This is a genomic window from Flavobacterium sp. AC274 (assembly GCF_979258275.1).
The window spans coordinates 2,457,816-2,482,602 of the sequence record NZ_OZ409852.1 but is presented as its reverse complement, the minus strand read 5'-3'; the positions used below and the strand labels follow the sequence as shown (position 1 = coordinate 2,482,602).

Here is a 24,787-nt window from a genome sequence, read left to right as displayed (position 1 = left end):
GTTCGCAAAGCTTTATATTGATTCAGCTTTGCGAACTTTATGTTTTTAAGGATTTACGAATAAAAAACCTTGCGTGCTTTGCGGTTAAATCTCACTTAAATTCCCGCAATTGCTTTTATTTCGTCTATAATTCGAAGTGCCAAAACATCCGCTTTTTCCTGAGATGGAGCTTCGGTATAAATACGAATAATAGGTTCTGTATTTGATTTTCTTAAATGAACCCATTCTGTAGCAAAATCAATTTTTACACCGTCTATTGTCGAAATATCTTCGTTTTTATATTTTTCAGTCATTGCAACTAAAATAGCATCAACATCAATTTGTGGCGTTAATTCAATTTTATTTTTGCTCATATAATATTCCGGATATGAAGCACGCAATGCCGAAACAGACATTTTTATATTCGCCAAATGTGTCAGGAACAATGCAACTCCCACTAAACTATCACGTCCGTAGTGCAATTCAGGATAAATAATTCCGCCATTTCCTTCACCGCCAATAATCGCGTTGTTCTTTTTCATTAATTCAACCACATTCACCTCGCCTACTGCACTGGCTTCGTAATTTCCTTTATGTCCAACAGTTACGTCACGCAAAGCACGTGAAGATGACATATTTGAAACTGTATTTCCAGGAGTTTTGCTCAATACATAATCAGCACAAGCGACTAGTGTATATTCTTCACCAAACATTTCGCCATCTTCGCAAATAAAAGCCAAACGATCCACATCAGGATCAACTACAACCCCCAAATCGGCTTTTTCTTTTACTACTAGTTCAGAAATATCAGTTAAATGTTCTTTTAAAGGCTCCGGATTATGAGGAAAATGTCCGTTTGGTTCGCAATATAATTTTACTACTTCAACGCCCATTAATTCTAATAATTTCGGAATAATGATTCCGCCAGAAGAATTTACTCCATCAACAACAACTTTAAATTTTGCTGCTTTTACCGCTTCAACATCAACTAAAGGCAAATTCAAAACCTCGTCGATATGAATATCCATGTAAGCGTCGTTCATCGTAATTTCGCCTAAACTGTCCACATCCGAGAAATCGAAAGCTTCAGCATCGGCAATTTCAAGAATTTTAGCACCTTCGGCACCGCTTAAAAATTCTCCTTTTTCGTTTAATAATTTAAGCGCATTCCATTGTTTTGGATTATGAGAAGCAGTAAGAATAATTCCGCCATCTGCTTTCTCCAAAGGCACGGCAACTTCTACAGTTGGTGTTGTCGAAAGTCCAAGATCAATAACATTAATCCCTAGACCAATTAACGTATTTACAACAAGATTGTGAATCATCGGACCAGAAATTCTGGCATCACGACCAATTACAACCGTTAGTTTTTCTTTTGAAGTGTTATTTTTTAAAAAGGTTCCGTAAGCCGATGCAAATTTTACAGCATCAACAGGAGTCAGGTTATCGCCTACTTTTCCTCCTATCGTTCCACGAATACCGGAAATTGATTTTATTAAAGTCATTTTTTTGAGTTATAGTTACCGGTTACAAATATAAAAAAGATACTGAGGTTCTATGATGCTAAGTGACTAAGATTTTTTTAAAAGAGTTATTATCCCGAAGCGTCGGGACTAAGTTGCTAAGATTCTAAGATCTAAAAATAAACTAAAATGTTAAGTTTATATTGTGAAGTCTACTTCTAAAACGATTTAAAAAAGATTTCATACTTTTACTAAAACAACTTAATTTCTTAGTCCCGAAGTTTCTGGTAGCAACTTTAAAAAAGAAAAACTTAGAATCTTAGCCTCTCAGAAACTTAGCAACTTATAAAGAATGAACTTCCTTGCCCACATATATCTTTCCGGTGAAAATGATTTAATCAAAATTGGCAATTTTATGGCCGATGGAATTCGCGGAAAACAATTTGAACATTTTCCTGAAGATGTTCAAAAAGGAATTATTTTGCATCGTTTTATTGATACTTATACCGATTCCCACGATATTTTCAGACAAAGCACCAAACGGTTACATGAAAAATACCATCATTATTCGGGGGTGATTGTAGACATTGTTTACGATCATTTTTTAGCTAAAAACTGGTCTAATTATTCTGATGAAAAACTCGAAAGTTTCATTAATAGATTTTACAGCTCCTTACATGAAAATTATCCCATCTTGACCGAAAAAACGCAAGGTATGATGCCCTACATGATTGATCAAAATTGGCTTTTGAGTTACAGAACCGTTGAAGGAATTCATCAAATTTTAACGCAAATGGACAGAAGATCAAAAAATGTATCAAAAATGCAATTTGCCAGTGAAGAATTAAAAGAATTCTATGACGACTTTGAACAGGAATTTACCGTGTTTTTTGAAGACATAAAACTGCATGCCCGTCAAAAACTACAATCATTATGAAGAAAATTACGCTTTTATTAAGCCTTATTTATATTAGCTGCTCAGCTCAGATTTCTACAAATCCAACAGGATTAGTAACTTCAAAAGCGATGGTGGTTTCTGCCCGCGAAGAAGCGTCAAAAATTGGGGTTGAAATCATGAAAAAAGGCGGAAATGCTTTTGATGCCATGATTGGTACAGAACTGGCCTTGGCAGTTTCTTTTCCTTTTGCAGGAAACATTGGCGGCGGCGGATTTATGGTTTACAGAAAAGCAAACGGCGAAGTTGGATCTTTAGATTATCGTGAAAAAGCGCCTTTGGCAGCATCAAAAGATATGTTTCTGGATAAAGATGGAAATGTTATAAAAGGAAAAAGTACCGAAACTGCGCTTGCCATTGGTGTTCCCGGAACTATTGCAGGAGTTTTTGCAGTGCATAAAAAATTAGGTTCATTACCAATGTCCGAAATCTTAAAACCTGTTATCGCTCTTGCCGAAAGAGGCGTTATTGTTACCAAAAAGCAGGAAAAAAGTATGAATAATTATCGGGAATCGATCGTAAAAGTAAACGGTTCTACAACGCTTTTGGCAACTAATTTTAAAGAAAAAGATACTATTAAATATCCTGCTCTTGCCAATACATTAAAACGAATTTCTAAAAACGGTCGGGATGAGTTTTACAAAGGAGAAACCGCTAAAATTCTTGTAGATTACTTAAAGAAAAAAGGCGGAATTATTACACTTGAAGATCTCGCCAAATACGAAGCCAAGTGGAGAAAACCGCTTCAGTTTAATTATAAAGATTTAAAAATCAATTCGATGTCACCGCCAAGCAGCGGCGGAATTTGTCTGGCGCAAATCCTGAAAATGATTACTCCTTATGATTTGGCAAAAATGGGTCATAATTCGCCAGAAGCAATTCAGATAATTGTTGAAGCCGAACGAAGAGCTTATGCTGACAGAAGTCAGTTTTTGGGAGATCCGGATTTTGTCAAAATTCCCGTAAAAGCATTACTAGCTGATACCTATTTAAAAGATAGAATGTCGACTTTTAATGTTAAAAAAGCCAGTTTATCATCTGAAATAAAAGAAGGAAAAATAACGTATAATGAAAGTACCGAAACCACACATTATTCAATAGTAGACCAATTTGGTAATGCAATTGCTGCAACTACAACCTTAAATGATGGTTACGGTTCTAAATATTATTGTGACGAATTAGGTTTCTTTCTGAATAACGAAATGGACGATTTTAGTGCAAAACCCGGATCTCCAAATATGTTTGGTCTGGTCGGAAGCGAAGCGAATAGTATTGCTCCTCAAAAACGTATGTTGAGTTCTATGACGCCAACAATCGTAGAAAAAAACGGAAAACTTTTTATGGTTGTAGGAACTCCTGGAGGATCTACCATTATAACTTCGGTTTTGCAAACTATTTTAAATGTTTACGAATACAAACTGAGTATGCAGGAAGCTGTAAATGCTCCACGTTTTCATCATCAATGGTTACCGGATCTTATTAATTTTGAAGCTGATGCTTTTGATATCAAAACTTTAGACCTATTAAAATCTAAAGGTTATTTGATTAACGAAAAACCAACTCCCGTACTTGGTAAAGTCGATGCTATTTTGGTTTTACCAAACAAAAATCTTGAAGGAGGTGCCGATTTTCGCGGAGACGATGCGGCTTCTGGTTTTTAAATTCTGAAAAAATAAACGGAAATAATTTACATTTTCGAATTCTATGCCCTAAATTTGTAGTTTACCTAACTTTTTAAACAAATAATGTTAAGAAAACTTTTTCGCAGACTAGAGAGCATTATTGCTTTAGCTCAATCTATATTGACCCCAAAGCAATTTATTTTTTTATCAAGTGTATTAGTTGGTATTTCCTGCTCATTGGCTGTAATTGTTTTAAAAACATTTGCCCACAGTGTTTTCTCTTTTGCGACCTATATAAACGGAATCCTTAAATTAAACTTCATTAATGGTATTTTACCCATAATTGGTATTTTACTAACTGTATTTGTTGTAAAAAAAGTTTTGAATGGCACGATTCAAAAAGGTACTTCACAAATTTTATATGCTGTTGCAAAAAAGGCAAGTATTATTCCTAAAAAGCAAATGTATGCCCAAATCATTACGAGTTCCTTAACGGTAGGTTTGGGAGGTTCTGCCGGATTAGAAAGTCCAATTGTAATAACCGGAGCTGCTTTTGGATCAAACTATGCTCAAGGCTACAAACTATCTTATAAAGACAGAACTTTACTTATTGGCTGCGGAGTTGCCGCAGGAATTTCAGCCGCTTTTAATGCTCCTATTGCCGGAGTTCTTTTTGCGATCGAAGTTTTATTGGTAGATGTTAGTATTTCTGCCTTTACCCCTATTATGATTTCGGCTGCGACCGGTGCTTTGGTTTCTGCTATTTTATTAGACGAAAGCATTTTATTGTCTTTCAAAAAACAAGAAACTTTTAATTATCATAACATTCCTTTTTATGTTCTTTTAGGCGTTTTAACCGGTTTTGTTGCGGTTTATTATGCCCGAAATTTTCAAAGGGTTGAGCATTATTTTTCTAATTTAAAAATGGGGCCGTACAGAAAAGCCCTAATAGGTTCTTCGTTATTGGCGTTGCTTATTTTTATTTTTCCAACCCTTTTTGGTGAAGGTTATGAGAGTATCAAAACCCTATCAGAAAGTGACCCGGGACAATTGTTAGACAATACGTTGTTTGCTGATTTTAGAAACAACCAATGGATTTTACTTCTTTTTGTGGGATGCACGATGATGGTAAAAGTATTCGCTTCCGGATTAACCCTTGGAAGTGGAGGAAATGGAGGAAACTTTGCCCCTTCATTATTTATGGGATCGTATTTGGGTTATTTCTTTTCAAAATTTATTACTTTGATTGGTTTATCAAAACTGCCGATTAGTAATTTTACTATGGTTGGAATGGCCGGTATTTTGAGCGGATTGTTTCATGCGCCACTTACAGCAATTTTCTTAATTGCCGAAATTACCGGTGGTTACGGCTTAATGATTCCGCTTATGATTGTTTCTTCGATAAGTTTTGCAATTTCAAAACGTTTTGAAAAATATTCGCTTGACGTAAAAAACCTGGCTAAAAAAGGGCACGCTTTTACGAGCAATAAAGATTCTAATATTCTTTCAACTTTAGATATTGACACTATTATACAATGTGATTATTTAACGGTTTCTCCAGATGAACATCTAACAAAATTAGTCGATCTTATTTCGCATTCTAATCAGGTTGTTTTTGCCGTTGTCACGAAAGAAAACGAACTTGTTGGTGTGGTACATTTTAATGATATACGCGAAATTATTTTTAATCCATATCGTGTAAAATATACTTTGATTAAAGATGTAATGAAAATACCTCCGGCAGTTATTTCCTCTTTTGATAGTATGGAAGTGGTTATGACAAAATTCGAAAGATCAAAATCAGCCTTTATACCTGTCTTACGCGACGGAAAATATTTTGGTTTTATTTCTAAATCTATTGCCCTCGAAGCTTACCGAACTAAGTTGCGTTCTATGACTATTGAATAGCCTTAATATCGGATAGATTAAAAATTTGAATTATCCGATATTAAGAAGTATCTTTGCGGGATTATGTGGAATATAGACGTAACATACAGAGAAGAATTTCAATCAACTTTTGATAGATTGTACCAAAAAAGGCTTGATTTGCAAAACAGCAGACCATTGCCGAATATCGCTTTACATAAAATTCGCGAAAGTTTATCTCTCGAATGGACATACAATTCAAACAGTATTGAAGGAAATACAATGAGTTTGCGCGAAACCCAAATGGTGATTCAGGAAGGAATTACAATTAAGGGAAAATCACTTCGTGAACATTTTGAAACTCACAATCACGATAAAGCCATTGATTATCTATATTCAATTGTTGATGAAACTTACAAACTAAGAAGCATTGACATTCTCTCAATTCACGGATTGGTCTTGCGTTCTATTGAAGATGATTTTGCAGGACGTTTACGTAATGGAGGCGTTAGAATTTCGGGTGCTAATTTTATGCCTCCAAATGCCAATAAAGTTTCAGATTATCTGGATGAACTAATTGATTTCATCAATACAAATCCGTTGGGTTTAAACGATATTGAGCTCGCAACAATTTACCATCATAAATTAGTCTGGATTCATCCTTTCTTTGATGGAAATGGCAGAACCGTTCGTTTAAGTATGAATTTATTGTTGATGCGTTGTGGTTTTCCACCGGCAATTATCCTCAAAAATGACAGAAAAAAATATTACGAAGCGCTTAATCAGGCCAATAATGGCAATTATCAAAAATTAACGCTTTTGATGTGTCAGGCTTTAGAGAGAACTTTAAATATTTACTTAAGCGCTATGCCGGGAAGCAGTTACGATTATCAACCGATAATTAATATTGTGAGCGAACCAGAAACTCCTTACGGTCAGGAATATATTAGTTTACTTGCCAGAACAGGAAAAATAGACGCTTATAAAGAAGGTCGAAACTGGTATACAACCAAAGAAGCCATAGACGAATATATGCTTACACGAAAAAGAAAACGCTAACTTAGGTTAGCGTTTTTTGTTACTAATTGTAACATAAAGTTTTGTTTTCGAGTACTAAAAGAACAAATCAAAGTGGTAACTTTGCGTTTTGCTCAAAATTATGTTAGAAAAAGACAATACTATTGAAGTTCTTGGTGCAAGAGTTCATAATCTAAAAAATATAGACATTTCCATTCCGCGTGAAAAACTGGTTGTTATTACCGGTCTTTCAGGTTCGGGAAAATCATCTTTGGCGTTTGACACTATTTATGCCGAAGGACAGCGTCGTTATGTTGAAACATTTTCGGCGTATGCCAGACAGTTTCTTGGCGGCTTGGAGCGTCCTGATGTTGACAAAATCGACGGACTTTCGCCTGTAATTGCGATTGAACAAAAAACAACAAGTAAAAGTCCGCGTTCAACCGTTGGAACTATTACTGAAATATATGATTTCCTAAGACTTTTATACGCTCGTGGAGCTGATGCTTACAGTTACAACACAGGCGAAAAAATGGTTTCCTATTCTGATGATCAGATTAAGGATTTGATTATGCAGGATTTCAACGGAAAACGTATCAATATTTTGGCTCCGATTATTAGAGCCAGAAAAGGGCATTATGCCGAATTATTCCAGCAAATCACCAAACAAGGTTTCCTAAAGGTTCGTGTAAATGGTGAAGTTCAGGATTTAGTTTCGGGAATGAAACTGGATCGTTATAAAACCCACGACATTGAAATTGTTGTTGACCGAATGTTGATCGAAAATACTGAAGACAATCAAAAACGATTGGCCGAAAGTATTAATACTGCGATGCATCACGGTGAAAATGTTTTGATGATTTTAGATCAGGATACAAATGAAGTTCGTTATTTCAGTAGAAATTTGATGTGTCCTACAACCGGAATTTCCTATCAAAATCCAGAACCAAATTTGTTTTCGTTTAACTCTCCAAAAGGAGCTTGTCCGCATTGCAACGGATTGGGAACGGTTCACGAAATCAACATCAAAAAGATTATTCCAAATCCTAAATTATCAATAAAAAGCGGTGGTTTTGCTCCGCTTGGCGAATATAAATCGTCCTGGATTTTTAAGCAATTAGAAGTTATTGGAGAAAAATTTGGGTTTAAAATAACCGATCCGATTGAAAAAATTCCGGAAGAAGCCATGAATATGATTCTTCACGGTGGAAAGGACAAATTCACCGTAAACTCAAAAGACCTAGGTGTCACAAGAGATTATAAAATAGATTTTGAAGGAATTTCACATTTCATTAAAAATCAATATGATGAAAGCGCTTCGACAACTATAAAACGCTGGGCAAAAGACTTTATGGACGAAGTAAATTGTCCGGTTTGCGAAGGTTCACGCTTGAAAAAAGAAGCACAGTTTTTTAGAGTTAATGGAAAAAATATCACCGAATTATGTGATATGGATATTTCTGATTTAACGACCTGGTTTCAGGATTTAAATAGTCATTTAACAGACAAACAACTTTTGATTGCATCAGAAGTCGTAAAAGAAATAAAAGATCGTTTGAACTTTTTGATGAATGTTGGTTTGAATTATCTGGCTTTAAGCCGAAGTTCAAAATCACTTTCTGGAGGTGAAGCGCAGCGTATTCGTCTGGCAACACAAATTGGTTCACAGTTAGTTGGTGTTTTGTATATTCTGGATGAGCCAAGTATTGGTTTGCACCAAAGAGACAACGAAAAACTGATTAAATCGCTGGAACAATTACGTGATATTGGAAACTCTGTTATTGTTGTTGAACATGATAAAGACATGATCGAAACAGCAGATTATGTAATTGATATAGGTCCGAAAGCTGGAAAATACGGTGGAGAAATCATTAGTATTGGAACGCCTGCAGAAACTTTAAAATCGAACACGATTACCGCTCAATATTTGAATGGTACAATGAAATTAGAAATTCCGAAAGAACGCAGAAAAGGAAACGGAAAGTTTTTAAAACTAACCAGAGCAACCGGAAATAATCTAAAAAACGTTTCTATTGAATTGCCTTTAGGACAATTGATTTGTGTTACGGGAGTTTCGGGAAGTGGAAAATCGACTTTAATTAACGAAACGCTCTACCCTATTTTGAACGCTTATTATTTTAATGGCGTGAAAAAACCACAACCTTATAAAAAGATTGAAGGTCTTGAACATATTGATAAAGTAATTGATATAGATCAAAGTCCGATTGGTAGAACGCCACGTTCAAATCCAGCGACTTACACTGAGGTTTTTACCGAAATCAGAAACTTGTTTACCATGACTTCTGAAAGTATGATTCGTGGTTACAAAGCCGGACGTTTTAGTTTTAATGTAAAAGGCGGACGTTGCGAAACCTGTGAAGGTTCCGGAGTTCGAACTATTGAAATGAACTTTTTACCGGACGTTTATGTAGAATGTGAAACATGTCAGGGAAAACGTTTTAACAGAGAAACACTGGAAATTCGATACAAAGGAAAATCTATTTCGGATGTGTTGAATATGACAGTCGATGAAGCAGTTCCGTTTTTTGAAAATATTCCGAAGATTTACCGAAAAGTAAAAACAATTCAGGATGTTGGTTTAGGATATATTACACTTGGTCAGCAAAGTACAACACTTTCCGGCGGAGAAGCTCAACGTATAAAATTGGCCGGAGAATTGTCTAAAAAAGATACCGGAAACACATTCTATATTCTTGATGAACCTACAACCGGTTTGCATTTTGAAGATATTCGTGTATTAATGGATGTTATCAATAAATTGGTCGATAAAGGAAATACAATTCTGGTAATTGAGCATAATATGGATGTTATTAAACTTGCCGATTACATTATTGATATTGGCCCTGAAGGAGGAAAAGGTGGTGGACAATTGATCGCCAAAGGAACTCCTGAAGAAGTAGCAAAAAATAAAAAAAGCTATACGGCTAAGTTTTTGAAAAAAGAATTAGAGGCATAATATGTTTGCAATGATACCTTTGTCAAAGTTTTAAACTTTGACAAAGGTTGAAATTCAATGTTACTCTGCGTATTTTTGTCATTCCGAAACTTCCTAATTATTCCATTAAATGAAAATCAATATGTCTAAGTTCCGTAGGAACTACATATTGGTAGCAACGAATTAAATCCGTTGAAAATATAATATACCATACAACCAAGTTCCATAGGAACGACATATTTTTCTGATTTCATTAATCATTTGATAATGAACAACAATCCAAAAGCCTTCTGTTTTAAATGTTACATTTAAATTAATAAATGGACATTCTTGTGACAATTCTTAAAAAAAGCACTAATTTAGTACGCCCTTTTTGTCAAAGCTTATTTGATTTTGAAAGGTTAAGATAAAATCTATGAATCTAAAAGAGAAATTCAGTAACGTAGACCAATATTTTTCGCCTAAAATAATTGATGAAGTAAACGATCAATATATTAAAGTAGCTAAAATAAAAGGTCAGGAAGTTCCGTGGCATAATCACGAAAATGAAGATGAATTATTTTACATTGTTGATGGTGAACTTTTAATGGAGATTGAAAACGAACCCTCTTTTACTATGAAAAAAGGCGATTTATTTGTTGTAAAAAAAGGCGTAAATCACAGGGTTTCATCCATTGACGAATGTTTAATAATGCTGATTGAATCGAAAACTACTGAACATACCGGAAAAGTTAAAAGCAACATTACTAAATCAATTGAGGAACAAACATATTAATTAAAAGACAATTCTTTTTTACAAAACAATGTTTCTATTGAAAACGAGTGCCCTAGCCCTGATGGTCCCGAAGCTTCGGGAGGCATCCTTTTGTGCCGGGGTTCGGCACAAAAGATATAGCGGACAGCAGGAATCAGCTCCTTCCTTCGACTACGCTCAGGATGACAATAATAAAAAAGACACAGCTAGAAATAAAAATATAAATAATTAAAATACCTAAAATGAGATTAGAAGATTTTGATAATGATGAGGATAAAGTAATTCAGGACCGTTTGAAACAAAAAACGTGGAATGAAATCAGAACCAATGACAGCTGGGCGATTTTTAAAATCATGGCTGAGTTTGTAAACGGTTACGAAAGCATGGGGCGTATTGGTCCTTGTGTTTCGATTTTTGGATCGGCTAGAACAAAACCAGAGGATAAATACTATTTATTGGCCGAAAAAATTGCTTACAAAATTAGTAAAGCCGGTTATGGCGTAATTACAGGCGGAGGGCCGGGAATTATGGAAGCCGGAAATAAAGGCGCACATTTAGGTGGTGGAACTTCGGTTGGTTTAAACATCGAACTACCTTTTGAGCAACACTTTAACCCTTATATTGACCACGATAAAAACCTGAATTTCGATTATTTCTTTGTGAGGAAAGTAATGTTCGTAAAATATTCGCAAGGTTTTGTGGTGATGCCTGGAGGTTTTGGAACTCTTGACGAAATGTTTGAGGCGATAACGTTAATTCAGACCAAAAAAATTGGAAAATTCCCAATTATATTAGTTGGTGTTGAATTTTGGTCTGGTTTGATTGATTGGGTAAAAACAGTTTTGGTTGAAAAAATGCAAACTGTAAGTCCTGATGATTTAAACTTATTTAAAATCGTAGACACTGAAGATGAAGTAGTTGACGTTCTGGATAAATTCTACAAGAAATACGATTTAAGTCCTAACTTCTAATTTTTAAATTATATAGCAACTTAAGTTAATCTAAGTTTAATAAATAGACATAAATTTGCCTGAATGAGCAAATAACGTTAAGTCTTACAAAAAATGAAAGCTGTTTTTTAAAACAGCTTTTTTTATGCTATTTTTACAAAAAACCAAAACGAGTTTATGCACGTAATTTAAGTGATATCCTTTAACACCAAGCCATCATTGAAGCCATTTTATAGAAACATTTTAGTTATTTTAGTTTTATTCAGCTCGATAAAACACTACTCACAGCATCAATCTAAGATGGAAGTAGCTGTGAATCTTGAGCTTAAAACATTGAATATAAAACAAGATATCACATTTTATAATACTTCAAATGATTCTTTGAGTACGATTGTTTTGAATGACTGGAATAATGCTTTCTCTGATAAAAATACGCCTTTGGCTAAACGTTTTTCGGATGAATTTTACAGAGGTTTTCATTTAGCGAAGGCAGCCGAAAGAGGAAATACTACGATTTTAAATCTTTCTGATTCTAATAATTTGGCTTTTGAATGGGAAAGAACCGATAAAAACCCGGATTTTATTATCGTAAAACTGAAGCAAAACCTGCTTCCTGGTGAAAAAATCGAACTTCATCTTACTTACATTTCTAAAATTCCGAGTGATAAATTTACGCATTATGGTTTTGATCAAAATGGCGGAATGAGTTTAAAAACTGGTTTTTAAGCCCATCACGCTATGAAAATCATAGTTTTGTGACAAACAATAATTTTAATCTCGATGATATTGCAAATGCAAGTACAGATTATGAGATTGAAATAAAAATTCCGAATGAATATTCGATTACTACTGATTTGAATTCGGTTTCAAAAGACAATTCGAACCCTTCTTATACTTCTTATCTTTTTTCAGGATCGAACAGAACTGATTTTAACTTTTTTATTGAAAGACAAAATACTTTTAGAAGTTATACCAATGACTCTTTAGAGATTCTTTCGGATTTAAAAAGTAAAAAAATCAGCGATATTCAAAAAGCAATTATCATCAATAGAGTGGTGACTTTTGCGAGTGAGTTTATTGGAGAATATCCACATCAAAAAATTACCGTTTCTCAGGCAGATTATGATCGAAATCCATTTTATGGACTAAATCAGTTGCCATCATTTATTAGTCCCTTTCCGGATGATTTTATCTTCGAAATTACTTTCTTAAAAACGTATCTGAACAATTATTTAAAGAATAGTCTACGACTGGACCCCAGAAAAGACAATTGGGTTTATGACGGAATTCAGATCTATGCCATGATGAAATTTATGGAAGAACAACATCTGGATCAAAAGATGTTAGGAAAACTTTCGGACATGAAGCTTTTTAAAAGTTATAATATTACCAACTTATCTTTTAATGAGCAATACAGCTATTATTATATGCTGATGGCCAGAAAAAATCTCGATCAGCCTCTTGGTGACCCAAAAAATACACTGATAAAATTTAATGAGCAAATTGCCAGTAAATATCGCGCAGGTTTAAGTTTAAGCTATCTGGATGATTATTTAAATAATGGTGTTGTTCCTGAAAGTGTTCAGGAATTTTATAATTTGAATAAAACGAAACAGACAAACCGATATGATTTTGAAGAAATATTACTCAAAAAAAGCCCTAAAAATATCGATTGGTTTTTTAAAACTATAATTGATTCCCGCGATATTATCGACTACAAATTCTCGAATGTTTCGAGAACAAAAGATAGTGTACAATTTTCTATAAAAAACAAAACCGGTATTTATGCTCCAATTCCTGTGTACGGAATCAAGAAAAATGAGGTCGTTTTTAAAGAATGGATTGAACCTAAAAACAAGGATACAACTTATACATTTGGACGAAAAAATGCGGATAAAATTGTAATTAATTATGACAATGAAGTTCCGGAGTACAACCAAAGAAATAACTGGAAATCATTAAAAAGTCTGGTGGTTACAAACCGTCCGATAAAATTTAATTTTGCCAAAGATCTGGAAGATCCGTATTACAATCAGATTTTATACATTCCAACGCTTACTTATAATTTATATGATGGTTTTATGCCGGGAATCCGTTTTCATAATAAAACAATACTCGACAAGCCCTTTAATTTTGATATTAATCCAACATATTCGATTAATACGGAAACTTTAACGGGTTCATCTGCTTTTTCATACAGCCAATATTACAGAAACAGCACACTTTATAATGTACGTTACTCTATCAGTCAGAATTATTTTCATTATGCTCCCGATGCTACTTATTTTAGATTGAATCCGATGGTTCAGTTTCGAATTCGGGAAGAAAATTTCAGGGACAACAGAAAACAATTGATTTTGTTGCGCCAGGTTATTGTAAATCGCGAAGCAAGTACTTATATAACCGATAATTCGAAACCAAACTATTCTATTTTCAACGCCCGGTATTCGAACACAAAGACCGAATTAATCAATCATTTTAATTTTATGACTGATGTACAGTTTTCAAGTGATTTTGGAAAATTGGCAGCAGAAGTAGAATACAGAAGATTATTTGATAATAATCGAAAATTGAATTTGAGATTATATGCCGGAAGTTTTTTATACAACACAACCAATTCAGATTATTTTAGTTTCGGTTTAGATCGTCCAACTGATTATTTATTTGATTATAATTTTTACGGAAGATCAGAAAGCACCGGATTTTTTAGTCAGCAATATGTAATGGCAGAAGGTGGTTTTAAGTCAAAAATAGAACCCCGATATGCCGATAAATGGATGACAACTTTAAATGCCAGTTACTCGATCTGGAACTGGATTGAAGTTTACGGAGATCTTGGTTTTATGAAAAACACACATGAAAATGAACGTTTTATATATGATAGCGGTATAAGATTGAATTTGGTAACGGATTATTTTGAAGTTTATTTTCCGGTTTACTCCAATAACGGCTGGGAGATTTCTCAGAACAAATACAATGAAAAAATTAGATTTGTGGTTACACTCTCTCCAAAAACATTAGTCACACTTTTTACCCGAAAATGGTTTTAATTCAATAAATTTTACACAAAAACATAAATTATTGTTATTAGAAGCAGAAAAAACTTAAATATTACACAAAAAATATACGTAGTTTTAGCAATTTAATTATAAATAATTAAATTATATTTATTTTAATGAATTATGATTATTGATACTTTTTAATTAATTTTGCTGCGTAACATGACCCATTTGAGATTATGATTAAAGAACACAACAATACTACACTTACTTTCGAAGATTTCAAAACAGAAGTAATGAAAGATTACAGAATTGCGGTTACAAGCCGTGAATGTAGTCTTTTAGGCCGTAAAGAAGTATTGACAGGAAAAGCCAAGTTTGGAATATTTGGTGACGGAAAAGAAGTGCCACAGCTTGCTATGGCAAAAGCCTTTAAAAACGGAGATTTCCGTTCCGGATACTATCGCGACCAAACTTTTATGATGGCTATTGGCGAATTGACTCCAAAGCAATTTTTCGCAGGTTTATACGGACACACCGATTTAGAATATGATCCAATGTCTGCCGGAAGGCAAATGGGCGGACACTTTGTAACGCACAGTCTGAACGAAGACGGTTCATGGAAAGACTTAACACAACAAAAAAATTCAAGCGCAGATATATCTCCTACAGCCGGACAAATGCCAAGATTATTGGGATTGGCCCAGGCTTCTAAAATTTACAGAAATGTTGATGGTATTACTATTAAAGACAAATTTTCTGTAAACGGAAACGAAGTTGCCTGGGGAACTATCGGTAACGCAAGTACATCTGAAGGTTTGTTTTTTGAAACTATAAATGCTGCCGGAGTTTTACAGGTTCCGATGGTTATGAGTGTATGGGATGATGAATACGGGATTTCGGTTCATGCCAAACATCAAACTACAAAAGAAAATATATCTGAAATTTTAAAAGGATACCAACGCGACGAAGATGCGAAAGGGTATGAAATTTTTAGAGTTAAAGGATGGGATTATGCTGAACTGGTTTCGACTTATGAAAGAGCCGCAGCAGTTGCAAGAGAAGAACACGTTCCGGTTTTAATTCACGTTAATGAATTAACACAACCACAGGGTCACTCTACTTCTGGTTCTCACGAACGTTATAAAAACGGAGAAAGACTGGCTTGGGAAAGAGATTTTGACTGTATTCGTCAAATGCGTTTATGGATGATTGCCATTAATATTGCATCACCTGAAGAATTGACTGAAATTGATTTTGAAATCAAAAAAGAAATTCTTGAGGCTAAAAAAGAAGCGTGGAATTCTTTCATCAACCCTATTATTGAAGATCAAAAGAATCTTTTGGCTTTACTGGAGCAAATTGCTGAAGCAAGTATCAACCATAAAGAAAGAATTCAAAAATATATCTCCGAATTAAGCGCTATAAAATCGCCTTTGAAAAAAGAAATGCTTGCCATTGCAAGAAAGATTTTACGCTTTATTGAAGTTCCAAACAGTAAAGTTCTTTTATCAAACTGGATTACAAACTATATTGGAATAACACAGGGAAGATTCAGCAGTAATTTATATTCTGAATCAGACAAGAATGTGTTTTCTGTAAAAAAAGTGCTTCCTAAATATGCAGATGATGCAAAAGCAGATCTGGACGGAAGAATGATTTTACGTGATAACTTTGATGCCTTGTTTACTAAATATACTGAAACTTTGATTTTTGGTGAAGATGTTGGAAACATTGGAGACGTAAATCAAGGCCTTGAAGGGATGCAGGAAAAATATGGAGAACTTCGTGTTGCCGATGTTGGTATTCGTGAAGCTACTATTATTGGTCAGGGAATTGGAATGGCTTTGAGAGGTTTACGACCAATTGCCGAAATTCAGTATTTAGATTATTTACTGTATGCCATTCAAATCATGAGTGATGATTTGGCTACACTTCAATACAGAACTGTTGGGAAACAAAAAGCACCATTAATTATCAGAACCCGCGGGCACCGTTTAGAAGGTATCTGGCATTCTGGTTCTCCAATGGGAATGATCATTAACGCTATTCGCGGAATTCATGTTTTGGTTCCAAGAAATATGACACAGGCAGCTGGTTTTTACAACGCGCTTTTAGAGTGTGATGAACCTGCTTTAGTAATTGAATGCTTAAATGGTTATCGTTTAAAAGAAAAAACGCCTTTAAATTTTGGTGAATTCAAAACACCAATTGGTGTTGTTGAAACATTAAAAGAAGGTTCAGATATTACTTTGGTTTCTTACGGATCTACTTTAAGATTGGTAGAACAGGCAGCAACTGAATTATTAGATTTAGGAATTGATTGCGAAGTGATTGATATTCAATCTTTACTTCCGTTTGATATTAATAAGGATATTGTAAAAAGTATTGCCAAAACAAACCGTCTTTTAGTAATCGACGAAGATGTTCCTGGAGGAGCTTCAGCTTATATTCTTCAACAAATTCTGGAAGAACAAGACGCTTACAAATACTTAGACAGCAAACCACAAACTCTTGCCGCAAAAGCCCACAGACCTGCTTACGGAACTGATGGTGATTACTTCTCTAAACCTTCTACAGAAGACATTTTCGAGAAAGTATACAGCATGATGAATGAAGCAAATCCTTCTAAATTTCCTGTTTTATACTAGGGATTTTGATTTGGTTTTCGATATAAAAAAAGCTCCAAATTGGAGCTTTTTGCTTTTTTATCTAACGTTTGTCATTTCGACGGAGGAGAAATCACATCCGGAGAGCGACGTACTCTGTGTCTTCACTTTATGTGATTTCTCCTCCGTCGAAATGACACGAAATACGTATAAATTAAACTAAAAAATCCGTCAAAATCAGCGTCTCCGCTTTAGCGAATCAGCGTCATCAGCGTGCCATCTCGCAATCTATTTAGATGCCAAGATAGTTCTCGCCTTTTCTAAATCCTCAGCTGTATCTATCCCAATTCCAACATGGGTTGTCTCCACCATTTTAATACGTTTTCCGAATTCTAAGTAACGAAGCTGCTCTAACTTTTCAGAAGCTTCTAAAGATTTCATAGGTAAACTATAAAAATCTAATAAAGCTTGTTTTCTAAAAGCATAAATACCAATATGCTGAAAATAACGAACTCCAACAGCTGTATCTCTTGGATACGGAATTACCGATCTTGAAAAATACAATGCAAATTGCGATTGATCAACAACCACTTTCACATTGTTAGGATTATTGATTTCGTCTTCATCTGTAATTTCACGCATAAGCGAAGCCAAATCAACTTTACGATCTTCATCATTTCTAAAGACTGATAAAACCTGCTCAAGAGGTCCGGCTTCTGTAAAAGGTTCATCACCCTGTACATTCACCACGATATCAACATCAAGATTTGCAACGGCTTCTGCAATTCTGTCGCTTCCGGATTCGTGTTCTTTGATGCTCATAATAGCTTTTCCACCATGAGAAACAATTTCATCATATATTAAATCTGAATCGGTTACAACAAATACATCATCAAACAAATTTGTAGCTACAGAAGCTTCGTAAGTTCTTAAAATTACCGTTTTACCTCCCAGATCCTGCATCAATTTTGCAGGAAAACGTGTTGATGCATATCGCGCCGGAATTACAGCTATTATTCTCATTCTACTATTTTTTAATTTATTTTCTTCTTTGTGAATCTTTGTAAAAATCTTCGTGCAACTTTGCGTTACAATTTTACCACAGAGATTCACAAAGGTTTTCACAGAGATTCACAGAGTTTTTTTACATAATTTTTACTGAGGTCATACTTAACGAACCAGCCAGTAATTTATCATTGAACAAACTCAATTCTTCTGATTTTTCTTTTAAGCCTAAAGTGTACAACAAAGGCAAATAATGATCCGGAGTTGGAATCGCAACCTGTACAGCTTTGCTCATTTTTTCGAAATCTATTAAAGGCTGAAAGTTTCCATCTAACAAATAATTGTTAACGGTTTCGCGTGCTTCGATTGCCCAATCATAACCATAATTATCTTTATCAAAATTTCTGAAATCTACCAAACGAAGATTATGCACGATATTTCCGCTTCCGATAATTAAAACTCCCTTATGACGTAACGATTGTAACTTCTGTGCCAACTCAAAATGATATTGCCCCGATTTGGTGTAATCTATACTCAACTGAATTACAGGAACATTTGCCTCAGGATATAAATGTTTGATAACGCTCCAGGCACCGTGATCTAAACCCCAATGCTCGTCTAAATCAACATTTACCGGTTCTAATATTTTTTTAGTTTCAACGGCCAATTCCGGACTTCCTTTTGCGGGATATTGCACATCAAAAAGTGCTTGCGGGAAACCTCCAAAATCATGAATTGTTCTTGGCATTTGCATCGAAGTAACTTTGGTACCGTTGGTAAACCAATGCGCCGAAACACATAAAATGGCATTTGGCTGCGGTAAGGTTTTGGCCAAATCACGAAAACCCGCCACAAACTGATTTTCTTCAATTGCATTCATCGGACTGCCGTGCCCTAAAAACAAAACCGGCATTTTATCTGTATTCGAAAACGTAGACGAAATCGAATGTAAGTCGTTTAGTGTTGTCATATAGTATTAGATATTCAACACGAATTGCACTAATTTTCACAAATCTTAATCTAAAATAATTCGTGAAAATTAGTGAAATTCGTGTTTTTATTCCTCAAAACTCTCATCTTTAAATCCTATCAAATATAATTTATTTTTGGCGCGCGTCATAGCGGTATAAAGCCATCTGATATAATCGCGATCGATTCCGTTTGGTAAATACGGCTGCTCGATAAAAACCGTATCCCACTGCCCTCCTTGCGATTTGTGACACGTTATGGCGTAGGAGAATTTTACCTGCAAACCATTAAAATATTCGTTTTCTTTTACTTTCTGGAATTTCTTGTATTTTGTACTTTCATCTTCATAATCTTTCATCACCTCTTCATACAAACGATTTGATTCTTCGTAGGTTAATGATGGAGATTCACTTTTAATCGTATCCAAAAGCAAAACCGTTTCAAAAGGTTTCTGATCCGGATAGTCGACCATTCTGATTTTTACTTTGGCAAAATTAAATCCGTATAATTCCTGAATTCCGAAGAGTTCCAATACTTCGATAATATCTCCGTTGGCAATAAATCCGGCTTCATCGGTTTCTTTTAGCCAGAAATAATTATTCTTCACTACCATCAAAAAATCACCAACCGAAAGTTCGCTTTCTTTAAACAAAATTCGGGTTCTAATTTGTTCATTATACTGATTGGCTCGTTTATTTGAGCGAACAATAAAAGCAGTATCTTCAATACTATAATTGCTGTACGCCGTGTTTATCGCATCCTGAATATCATATCCATCGGTTAAACGAACAATATCCTTGAATTTTTTTACATTGAATTTAAACTCTGTAATAAAACTTTCTTTCAGCAATTCACGTAGTTCCGTCGCATTAAATAAAATTCCGGAACTTTCTTCCTGACGCATAACTTCATCAAGTTCTATATGTTCGATTTCTTTATCATAATGAACGCCCAAAGTCTGAATATCAAGCGCCGGACTAATATCTAAATTCACAGGAGGTAACTGCGCCGTATCGCCCAAAAGAATCATTTTGCAATTGGTTCCTGAATACACATAATTAATCAAATCATCCAAAAGCGAACCACTGTCTAAAGTACTGTCTGAAATCATCGAAGCCTCATCGACAATAAAAATCGTGTTTTTATGCTTGTTGACTTGTTTGGTAAAAGCCACTCCTCCACCCGACGATTTTTTAGGAAAATAAATTTTTTTATGAATCGTAAATGCAGGCGTATTCGAATAATTGGCAATGACTTTTGCAGCTCGTCCGGTTGGTGCAAGCAAAACAAATTTTTTATTGATATCGCCAAGATTATTTACAATAGTCGAAATCACAGTTGTTTTTCCCGTTCCGGCATATCCTTTCAATACAAAAATGGTATCGTTATGCGTATCGGTTAAAAAAATAGCGATTTTTTGAAAAAAATATCCTGCTTGTAAGTTGGTGCAAATGGAAATCTTTTTTGTAAAACGCCGTAAAACAATGATGAATTCATAGGGAAAAATTGAAATACAAAGTACGGTTTTTTAAATGGCAAATGCCAATTTCAAAAATCAATAAATTTTTTACCATATAAGTTATATAAGTTCATTTAATTTCTCGCTATGTCTTCTTAAATCTCTTTTTAATGATAAGCTTTACTGCGCAACTCTACTTAATTGAACTTATATAGCTTATATGGCGGAAAAAATCTTAACATTGGCTTAAACTGCATATTAAAATGATTTTTGAAATTGCAATTATTATTGTTGCTTTTTAATTTGTAAGTTTGTCTTCGAATTAAATTCTTTCTTGACTCTAAAGCAGGTAACGAATTGTAAATCAAGTTATGTCTTTACAAAATACTAATATTACATCAAAAAAATACAAAAAACTTTCGATTCAGGTATCCCTGACCGGATTTTCATTTTGTTGTTTTGACACACTCAATAATACGATTACATCTTTTAATGAAGTTCGTTTCGATCCTTCACAGAAAATAGCTAAAATAGAAGATTTATATCACGATAATTTTAAAAAATTTGCTGAATTAAAGGATACTTACGACGAAATTATAGTTATTCACAATAACAATCTTTCAACTTTTGTGCCTTCAGCTCTTTTTGACGAACATTATCTGGGAAGTTATTTACAATATACAACCAAAGTTTTTGAAACTGATTTCTTTACATACGATCAAATTTCAAAGTACGAAATGAATTCTGTTTACATTCCGTATGTAAACATCAATAATTTCCTGATTGATCAGGTTGGTTCGTTTGATTACAAACATGCCAATAGTATTTTAATCGAGAAAGTTTTAGAAGCGTCAAAAAATAATGATGATAAAAAAATGATTGTCAATTTTAATGTTGGTCATTTTGAAATTATCGTGGTTCAAAATCAAAAGCTATTATTATTTAATTCGTTTGAATATCAAACCCCAACCGATTTTATTTATTATTTGCTTTTTACTGCCGAACAATTGGGTTTAAACCCGGAAAGTTTTCCGCTTGAATTATTGGGAACAATCGAAAAAAATGATGCTTATTACGCCATCGCATACAAATACATTCGTAACGTTTCATTCTTGGATGTAAGCACATTACAAGAAAAAAACAACTTTTCAACTGCTCAGAATCAAAAACATTATATCTTATTTCAATCATGAGAATCATTTCAGGAAAATACAAAGGGCGCCGCATTTTCCCACCAAAAAATCTTCCTGTAAGACCTACGACTGACATGAGTAAAGAAGCATTATTTAATGTTTTAAATAATCATTTTAGTTTTGACGGCTTAAAGATTTTAGATTTATTTTCGGGAACCGGCAATATTAGTTTTGAATTCGCTTCACGCGGAAGCGCACCAATTACGTCTGTTGATGGCGATTTTGGGTGTGTAAAATTCATCAAGCAGGTTTCATCAGAATATGATTTTGATATTGCAGCAACCAAAAGTGATGTTTATAAATTTCTCGAAAACTGCAAAACATCGTACGACATTATTTTTGCCGATCCGCCTTACGGTTTAGATCAGGCTGCTTTTGAAAAAATTGTTTTAACTGTTTTCGAAAGAGATTTGCTTCACGACGACGGAATGATGATTATCGAACATTCTAAATACACCAAAATGGAGCATTTAAGTAATTTCTCTTTTCAGAAAAGTTACGGTGGTTCGTTTTTTAGTTTCTTCGAATTAAATTCTACAGATGATGATGAAGAACTTCCTGATGATTCACCTCTAAAAATAACAGAAGAAGATGAAGGATAATTTCGTTTTACTAAGTGTTTTTACCGCAAAGACCGCTAAGTTTTTTTACTTTAAGTTTATGTAAAAGACAAAGTTCGCAAAGCTTTGCGAACTTTGATTGTGTAAACACAACTTAAATCTTAGTCAACTCTGCGAAAAACCTTTGCGTTCTTTGCGGTAAATTAATCCTAATTAACTCTGCTTTGATTTCCGTCGTTGTTTCTCTCTCTAAATTCTGTTTCTTTTACTTTTCCAAAAGAATATTTTATCGCTATAGAAATCAAATGATTATCTACAACATATCGTGCTTTAGAATTAATAGTATTGATCGTGAATTCTTCAGTTTCAATATTATTTTTAAAAATGTTATTACAGCTTAAAGTACAATTCCATTTTTTATAGAATGTTTTTGAAACCGCCATATCCATTATAAATCTGGGATTTGTGATAAAAACGCCTGTATATTGTTTCGTTAATCCCCAGAAATTTAAAACTAAAGAATAGTCTTTTGGAAGTTTAAATTCGTTATTTGAAGTATAATAAAAATAAGGTTTTGAAGCCATAAATGCCGCCGAATGATCTTCAATCTTTTCTAAAATAAAAATCAAAGAATTGGTTGTTGTCCAGAATTTGTACGTGAATGGCAATGTAAAATCAGCTGTAAATCCAGAACTTTTATCAAAATTAATATCCTTAAAAGTCATTACATTATTTTGATCATCGAATGAAAAACTATTGTATACAGGGTCTTTAGCGTTAGTATAACTCAATTTAACAGATTTATCGTGATATTGAAAAGTGGTCGAAATTTCGTTAATAATTGTTGGTCCCAAATTAATATTTCTGGCATATAAAAAATAAGGATTTATATAAGTTGATCCCTGACTTAGAGACGAATAATTAGGTCTTGAAATACTTCTGGCATAGTTTACAGAAATACTTTTAACGCTGTCAATTGGAAACGTAAACTGTGCTTTCGGGAAAAAATTAGTGTATTTTTTATCCAATAATGGCAATTCATCTGTTCTGAATTTCCCCTTTACAGTGGAGTTTTCAACCCTAAAACCAAGAGAGAAATCGACTTTTTTAATTTTTCCTGACAATTGTGTATATCCGGATAAATTTTCTTCTCTAAAGTCATAATAGCTTAAATCGTTTTGATTGGTTTCGGTATAAAAAATAGCCACATCAGATTTAGAATTTGCCGATGAATACAATCCTCCCAACTCAAATTTCATGTCATTTTTAAGTTTTTTCTCGATATCAATTCTTCCTGAGAAATAATTAATTTGAAATTTTTGATCTCTGATTTGATCTAATTCAAATTGGGTATCATTAAAATTATTATTTACTTCGGTAAACAATCCCTGATCGAAATTAGAATATTGAAAACCCGTAAAAATCTGTGTGTCAATTGATTTTGTTTTCTTTTGATAATTAAAAAAGGAGTTTACAAAATTCTTTTTGCTGTCATTATCCGTAAAAGTCACCACGTTATTTACAACCTCTTTATTCTTATTATCGGTTATGGTATTAATGGGAAAAGTATCAGATTGTAACTTACTATTGATGCTAAACGAAAAATAATCGTCTTCATTTATTTTGTAAAACAAGCCGGCACCAAAAACATATTGATTTCTTTTTGTAGTGGCCGTTACATCATATTTAGAAGCAATTTCTGCAGTTGGAATTTGATAATCAATACTATGGCCTTCCCACGGATTCAATCGATTGTAATTAAAATTTGCTTTCAACTCCAATTTATTCTTTTTAAAATTCGAATTAAATCCGAGGTAATTATTAAAGTTTTTTTGAATGATGCCACTTCAGATATCTCTGTTCTAAAACTATCTTTTTTACTAAATTTCCTGGTAATCAAAATTACCGAACGACCTTCTGCTTCGTATTTAGAAGATGGATTCTGAATGATTTCGATGGTTTTAATATCGGCGACAGCCAAAGCATTCAAATCGTTTATCCCAACTTTTTGATTGTCAATATAAATCAACGGATTTCCTTTTCCAACAACTGTAATACTTTCCTGGTCAGAACTTACCTGAACGGTTGGTAATTTTGCCAGTAAATCAACAGCATTAGGAATTGAATTGTAAATTGAATTGGCAACATCTACTTTAATATTTCCGTTTGTGTTCGTAAAGGTTTTTTTATTCTGAGTAATGACAACTTCGTTTAGTTTATTCGAAATACTATCTTTTGGGGTCTCATTTTGCGCATTTGCAGCTATAGAAAGCAAAATAAATAATAAGATCAGAAAAAGTTTTAAAGGCAAATAAAGATTCATTTTTAGAAAAATTTTGGTTTGATTTGATGCAAAAGTGGTTCTAAAAAAAGGTTGTGAAAGTTAATTGAAGGTTAATGGGCGGTTAATACGAAAAGTGTATCATAAAAG

General features: G+C 33.8%; 15 protein-coding genes and 2 pseudogenes. 11 read left to right on the top strand and 6 right to left on the bottom strand.

Annotated elements, in window-relative coordinates; translation table 11 throughout:
• Positions 1 to 95: 95 nt before the first annotated feature.
• On the bottom strand, positions 96 to 1,484 hold the full coding sequence (gene glmM, locus ACZZZT_RS11515) for a phosphoglucosamine mutase (protein WP_042564974.1): 1,389 nt from the start codon (positions 1,482 to 1,484) through the stop codon (positions 96 to 98).
• Between the two features lie 310 nt (positions 1,485 to 1,794).
• Here glmM and ACZZZT_RS11510 point away from each other — a divergent pair, with 310 nt between their 5' ends.
• The 9 genes and pseudogenes from ACZZZT_RS11510 (at position 1,795) to ACZZZT_RS11470 (ending at position 17,212) form a co-directional block, all read left to right on the top strand.
• A complete protein-coding gene (locus ACZZZT_RS11510) occupies positions 1,795 to 2,379 on the top strand; it encodes an acyl carrier protein phosphodiesterase (RefSeq protein ID WP_463460452.1) in 585 nt (194 codons plus the stop codon).
• A complete protein-coding gene (gene ggt, locus ACZZZT_RS11505) occupies positions 2,376 to 4,058 on the top strand; it encodes a gamma-glutamyltransferase (RefSeq protein WP_463460451.1) in 1,683 nt (560 codons plus the stop codon). Before ACZZZT_RS11510 ends, ggt begins: the two co-directional genes overlap by 4 nt.
• Positions 4,059 to 4,142: 84 nt before the next feature.
• A complete protein-coding gene (locus ACZZZT_RS11500; RefSeq protein WP_463460450.1) occupies positions 4,143 to 5,927 on the top strand; it encodes a chloride channel protein in 1,785 nt (594 codons plus the stop codon).
• Positions 5,928 to 5,990: 63 nt separating this feature from the next.
• Entirely contained in the window at positions 5,991 to 6,944 is a 954-nt protein-coding gene (locus ACZZZT_RS11495) for a Fic family protein (RefSeq protein ID WP_073395051.1), read from the top strand.
• 100 nt (positions 6,945 to 7,044) lie between these two features.
• Positions 7,045 to 9,879 (top strand): excinuclease ABC subunit UvrA, encoded by a 2,835-nt coding sequence (uvrA, locus tag ACZZZT_RS11490; RefSeq protein ID WP_463460449.1) that lies wholly within the window; start codon positions 7,045 to 7,047, stop codon positions 9,877 to 9,879.
• Between the two features lie 394 nt (positions 9,880 to 10,273).
• Positions 10,274 to 10,633, top strand: coding sequence for a cupin domain-containing protein (locus ACZZZT_RS11485; protein ID WP_073395053.1), 360 nt, complete (start codon positions 10,274 to 10,276; stop codon positions 10,631 to 10,633).
• A 221-nt stretch (positions 10,634 to 10,854) separates the two neighbouring features.
• A complete protein-coding gene (locus ACZZZT_RS11480; RefSeq protein ID WP_042564981.1) occupies positions 10,855 to 11,583 on the top strand; it encodes an LOG family protein in 729 nt (242 codons plus the stop codon).
• A gap of 279 nt (positions 11,584 to 11,862) precedes the next feature.
• Positions 11,863 to 14,612 (top strand): annotated as a pseudogene (locus ACZZZT_RS11475) (gluzincin family metallopeptidase).
• Between the two features lie 188 nt (positions 14,613 to 14,800).
• Positions 14,801 to 17,212 (top strand): alpha-ketoacid dehydrogenase subunit alpha/beta, encoded by a 2,412-nt coding sequence (locus ACZZZT_RS11470; RefSeq protein WP_463460448.1) that lies wholly within the window; start codon positions 14,801 to 14,803, stop codon positions 17,210 to 17,212.
• A 246-nt stretch (positions 17,213 to 17,458) separates the two neighbouring features.
• On the opposite strand, the gene kdsB is transcribed toward ACZZZT_RS11470, so the two are convergent.
• The 3 genes and pseudogenes from kdsB to ACZZZT_RS11455 all read right to left on the bottom strand — a co-directional run bounded on the left by kdsB (position 17,459) and on the right by ACZZZT_RS11455 (position 20,641).
• Positions 17,459 to 18,193, bottom strand: coding sequence for a 3-deoxy-manno-octulosonate cytidylyltransferase (gene kdsB, locus ACZZZT_RS11465; protein ID WP_463460447.1), 735 nt, complete (start codon positions 18,191 to 18,193; stop codon positions 17,459 to 17,461).
• A gap of 121 nt (positions 18,194 to 18,314) precedes the next feature.
• Positions 18,315 to 19,145: a 4,5-DOPA-extradiol-dioxygenase gene (gene ygiD, locus ACZZZT_RS11460; RefSeq protein WP_463460446.1), complete on the bottom strand. Its 831-nt coding sequence runs from the start codon at positions 19,143 to 19,145 to the stop codon at positions 18,315 to 18,317.
• An 87-nt stretch (positions 19,146 to 19,232) separates the two neighbouring features.
• Positions 19,233 to 20,641 (bottom strand): annotated as a pseudogene (locus tag ACZZZT_RS11455) (ATP-dependent DNA helicase).
• Between the two features lie 333 nt (positions 20,642 to 20,974).
• On the opposite strand from ACZZZT_RS11455, the gene ACZZZT_RS11450 reads away from it, so the two are divergent.
• Both ACZZZT_RS11450 and ACZZZT_RS11445 read left to right on the top strand, forming a co-directional pair.
• Positions 20,975 to 21,796, top strand: coding sequence for a DUF3822 family protein (locus ACZZZT_RS11450; RefSeq protein WP_463460445.1), 822 nt, complete (start codon positions 20,975 to 20,977; stop codon positions 21,794 to 21,796).
• Positions 21,793 to 22,398 carry an RsmD family RNA methyltransferase gene (locus tag ACZZZT_RS11445; protein ID WP_463460444.1) on the top strand — a complete coding sequence of 202 codons (606 nt, stop codon included), beginning with the start codon at positions 21,793 to 21,795 and terminating at the stop codon, positions 22,396 to 22,398. Before ACZZZT_RS11450 ends, ACZZZT_RS11445 begins: the two co-directional genes overlap by 4 nt.
• 167 nt (positions 22,399 to 22,565) lie before the next feature.
• On the opposite strand, the gene ACZZZT_RS11440 is transcribed toward ACZZZT_RS11445, so the two are convergent.
• Together ACZZZT_RS11440 and ACZZZT_RS11435 are read right to left on the bottom strand one after the other, a co-directional pair.
• Positions 22,566 to 24,131 (bottom strand): outer membrane beta-barrel family protein, encoded by a 1,566-nt coding sequence (locus tag ACZZZT_RS11440; protein WP_463460443.1) that lies wholly within the window; start codon positions 24,129 to 24,131, stop codon positions 22,566 to 22,568.
• Entirely contained in the window at positions 24,128 to 24,679 is a 552-nt protein-coding gene (locus ACZZZT_RS11435; protein WP_463460442.1) for a hypothetical protein, read from the bottom strand. The genes ACZZZT_RS11440 and ACZZZT_RS11435 overlap by 4 nt, the downstream gene beginning before the upstream one ends.
• Between the last annotated feature and the right edge of the window lie 108 nt (positions 24,680 to 24,787).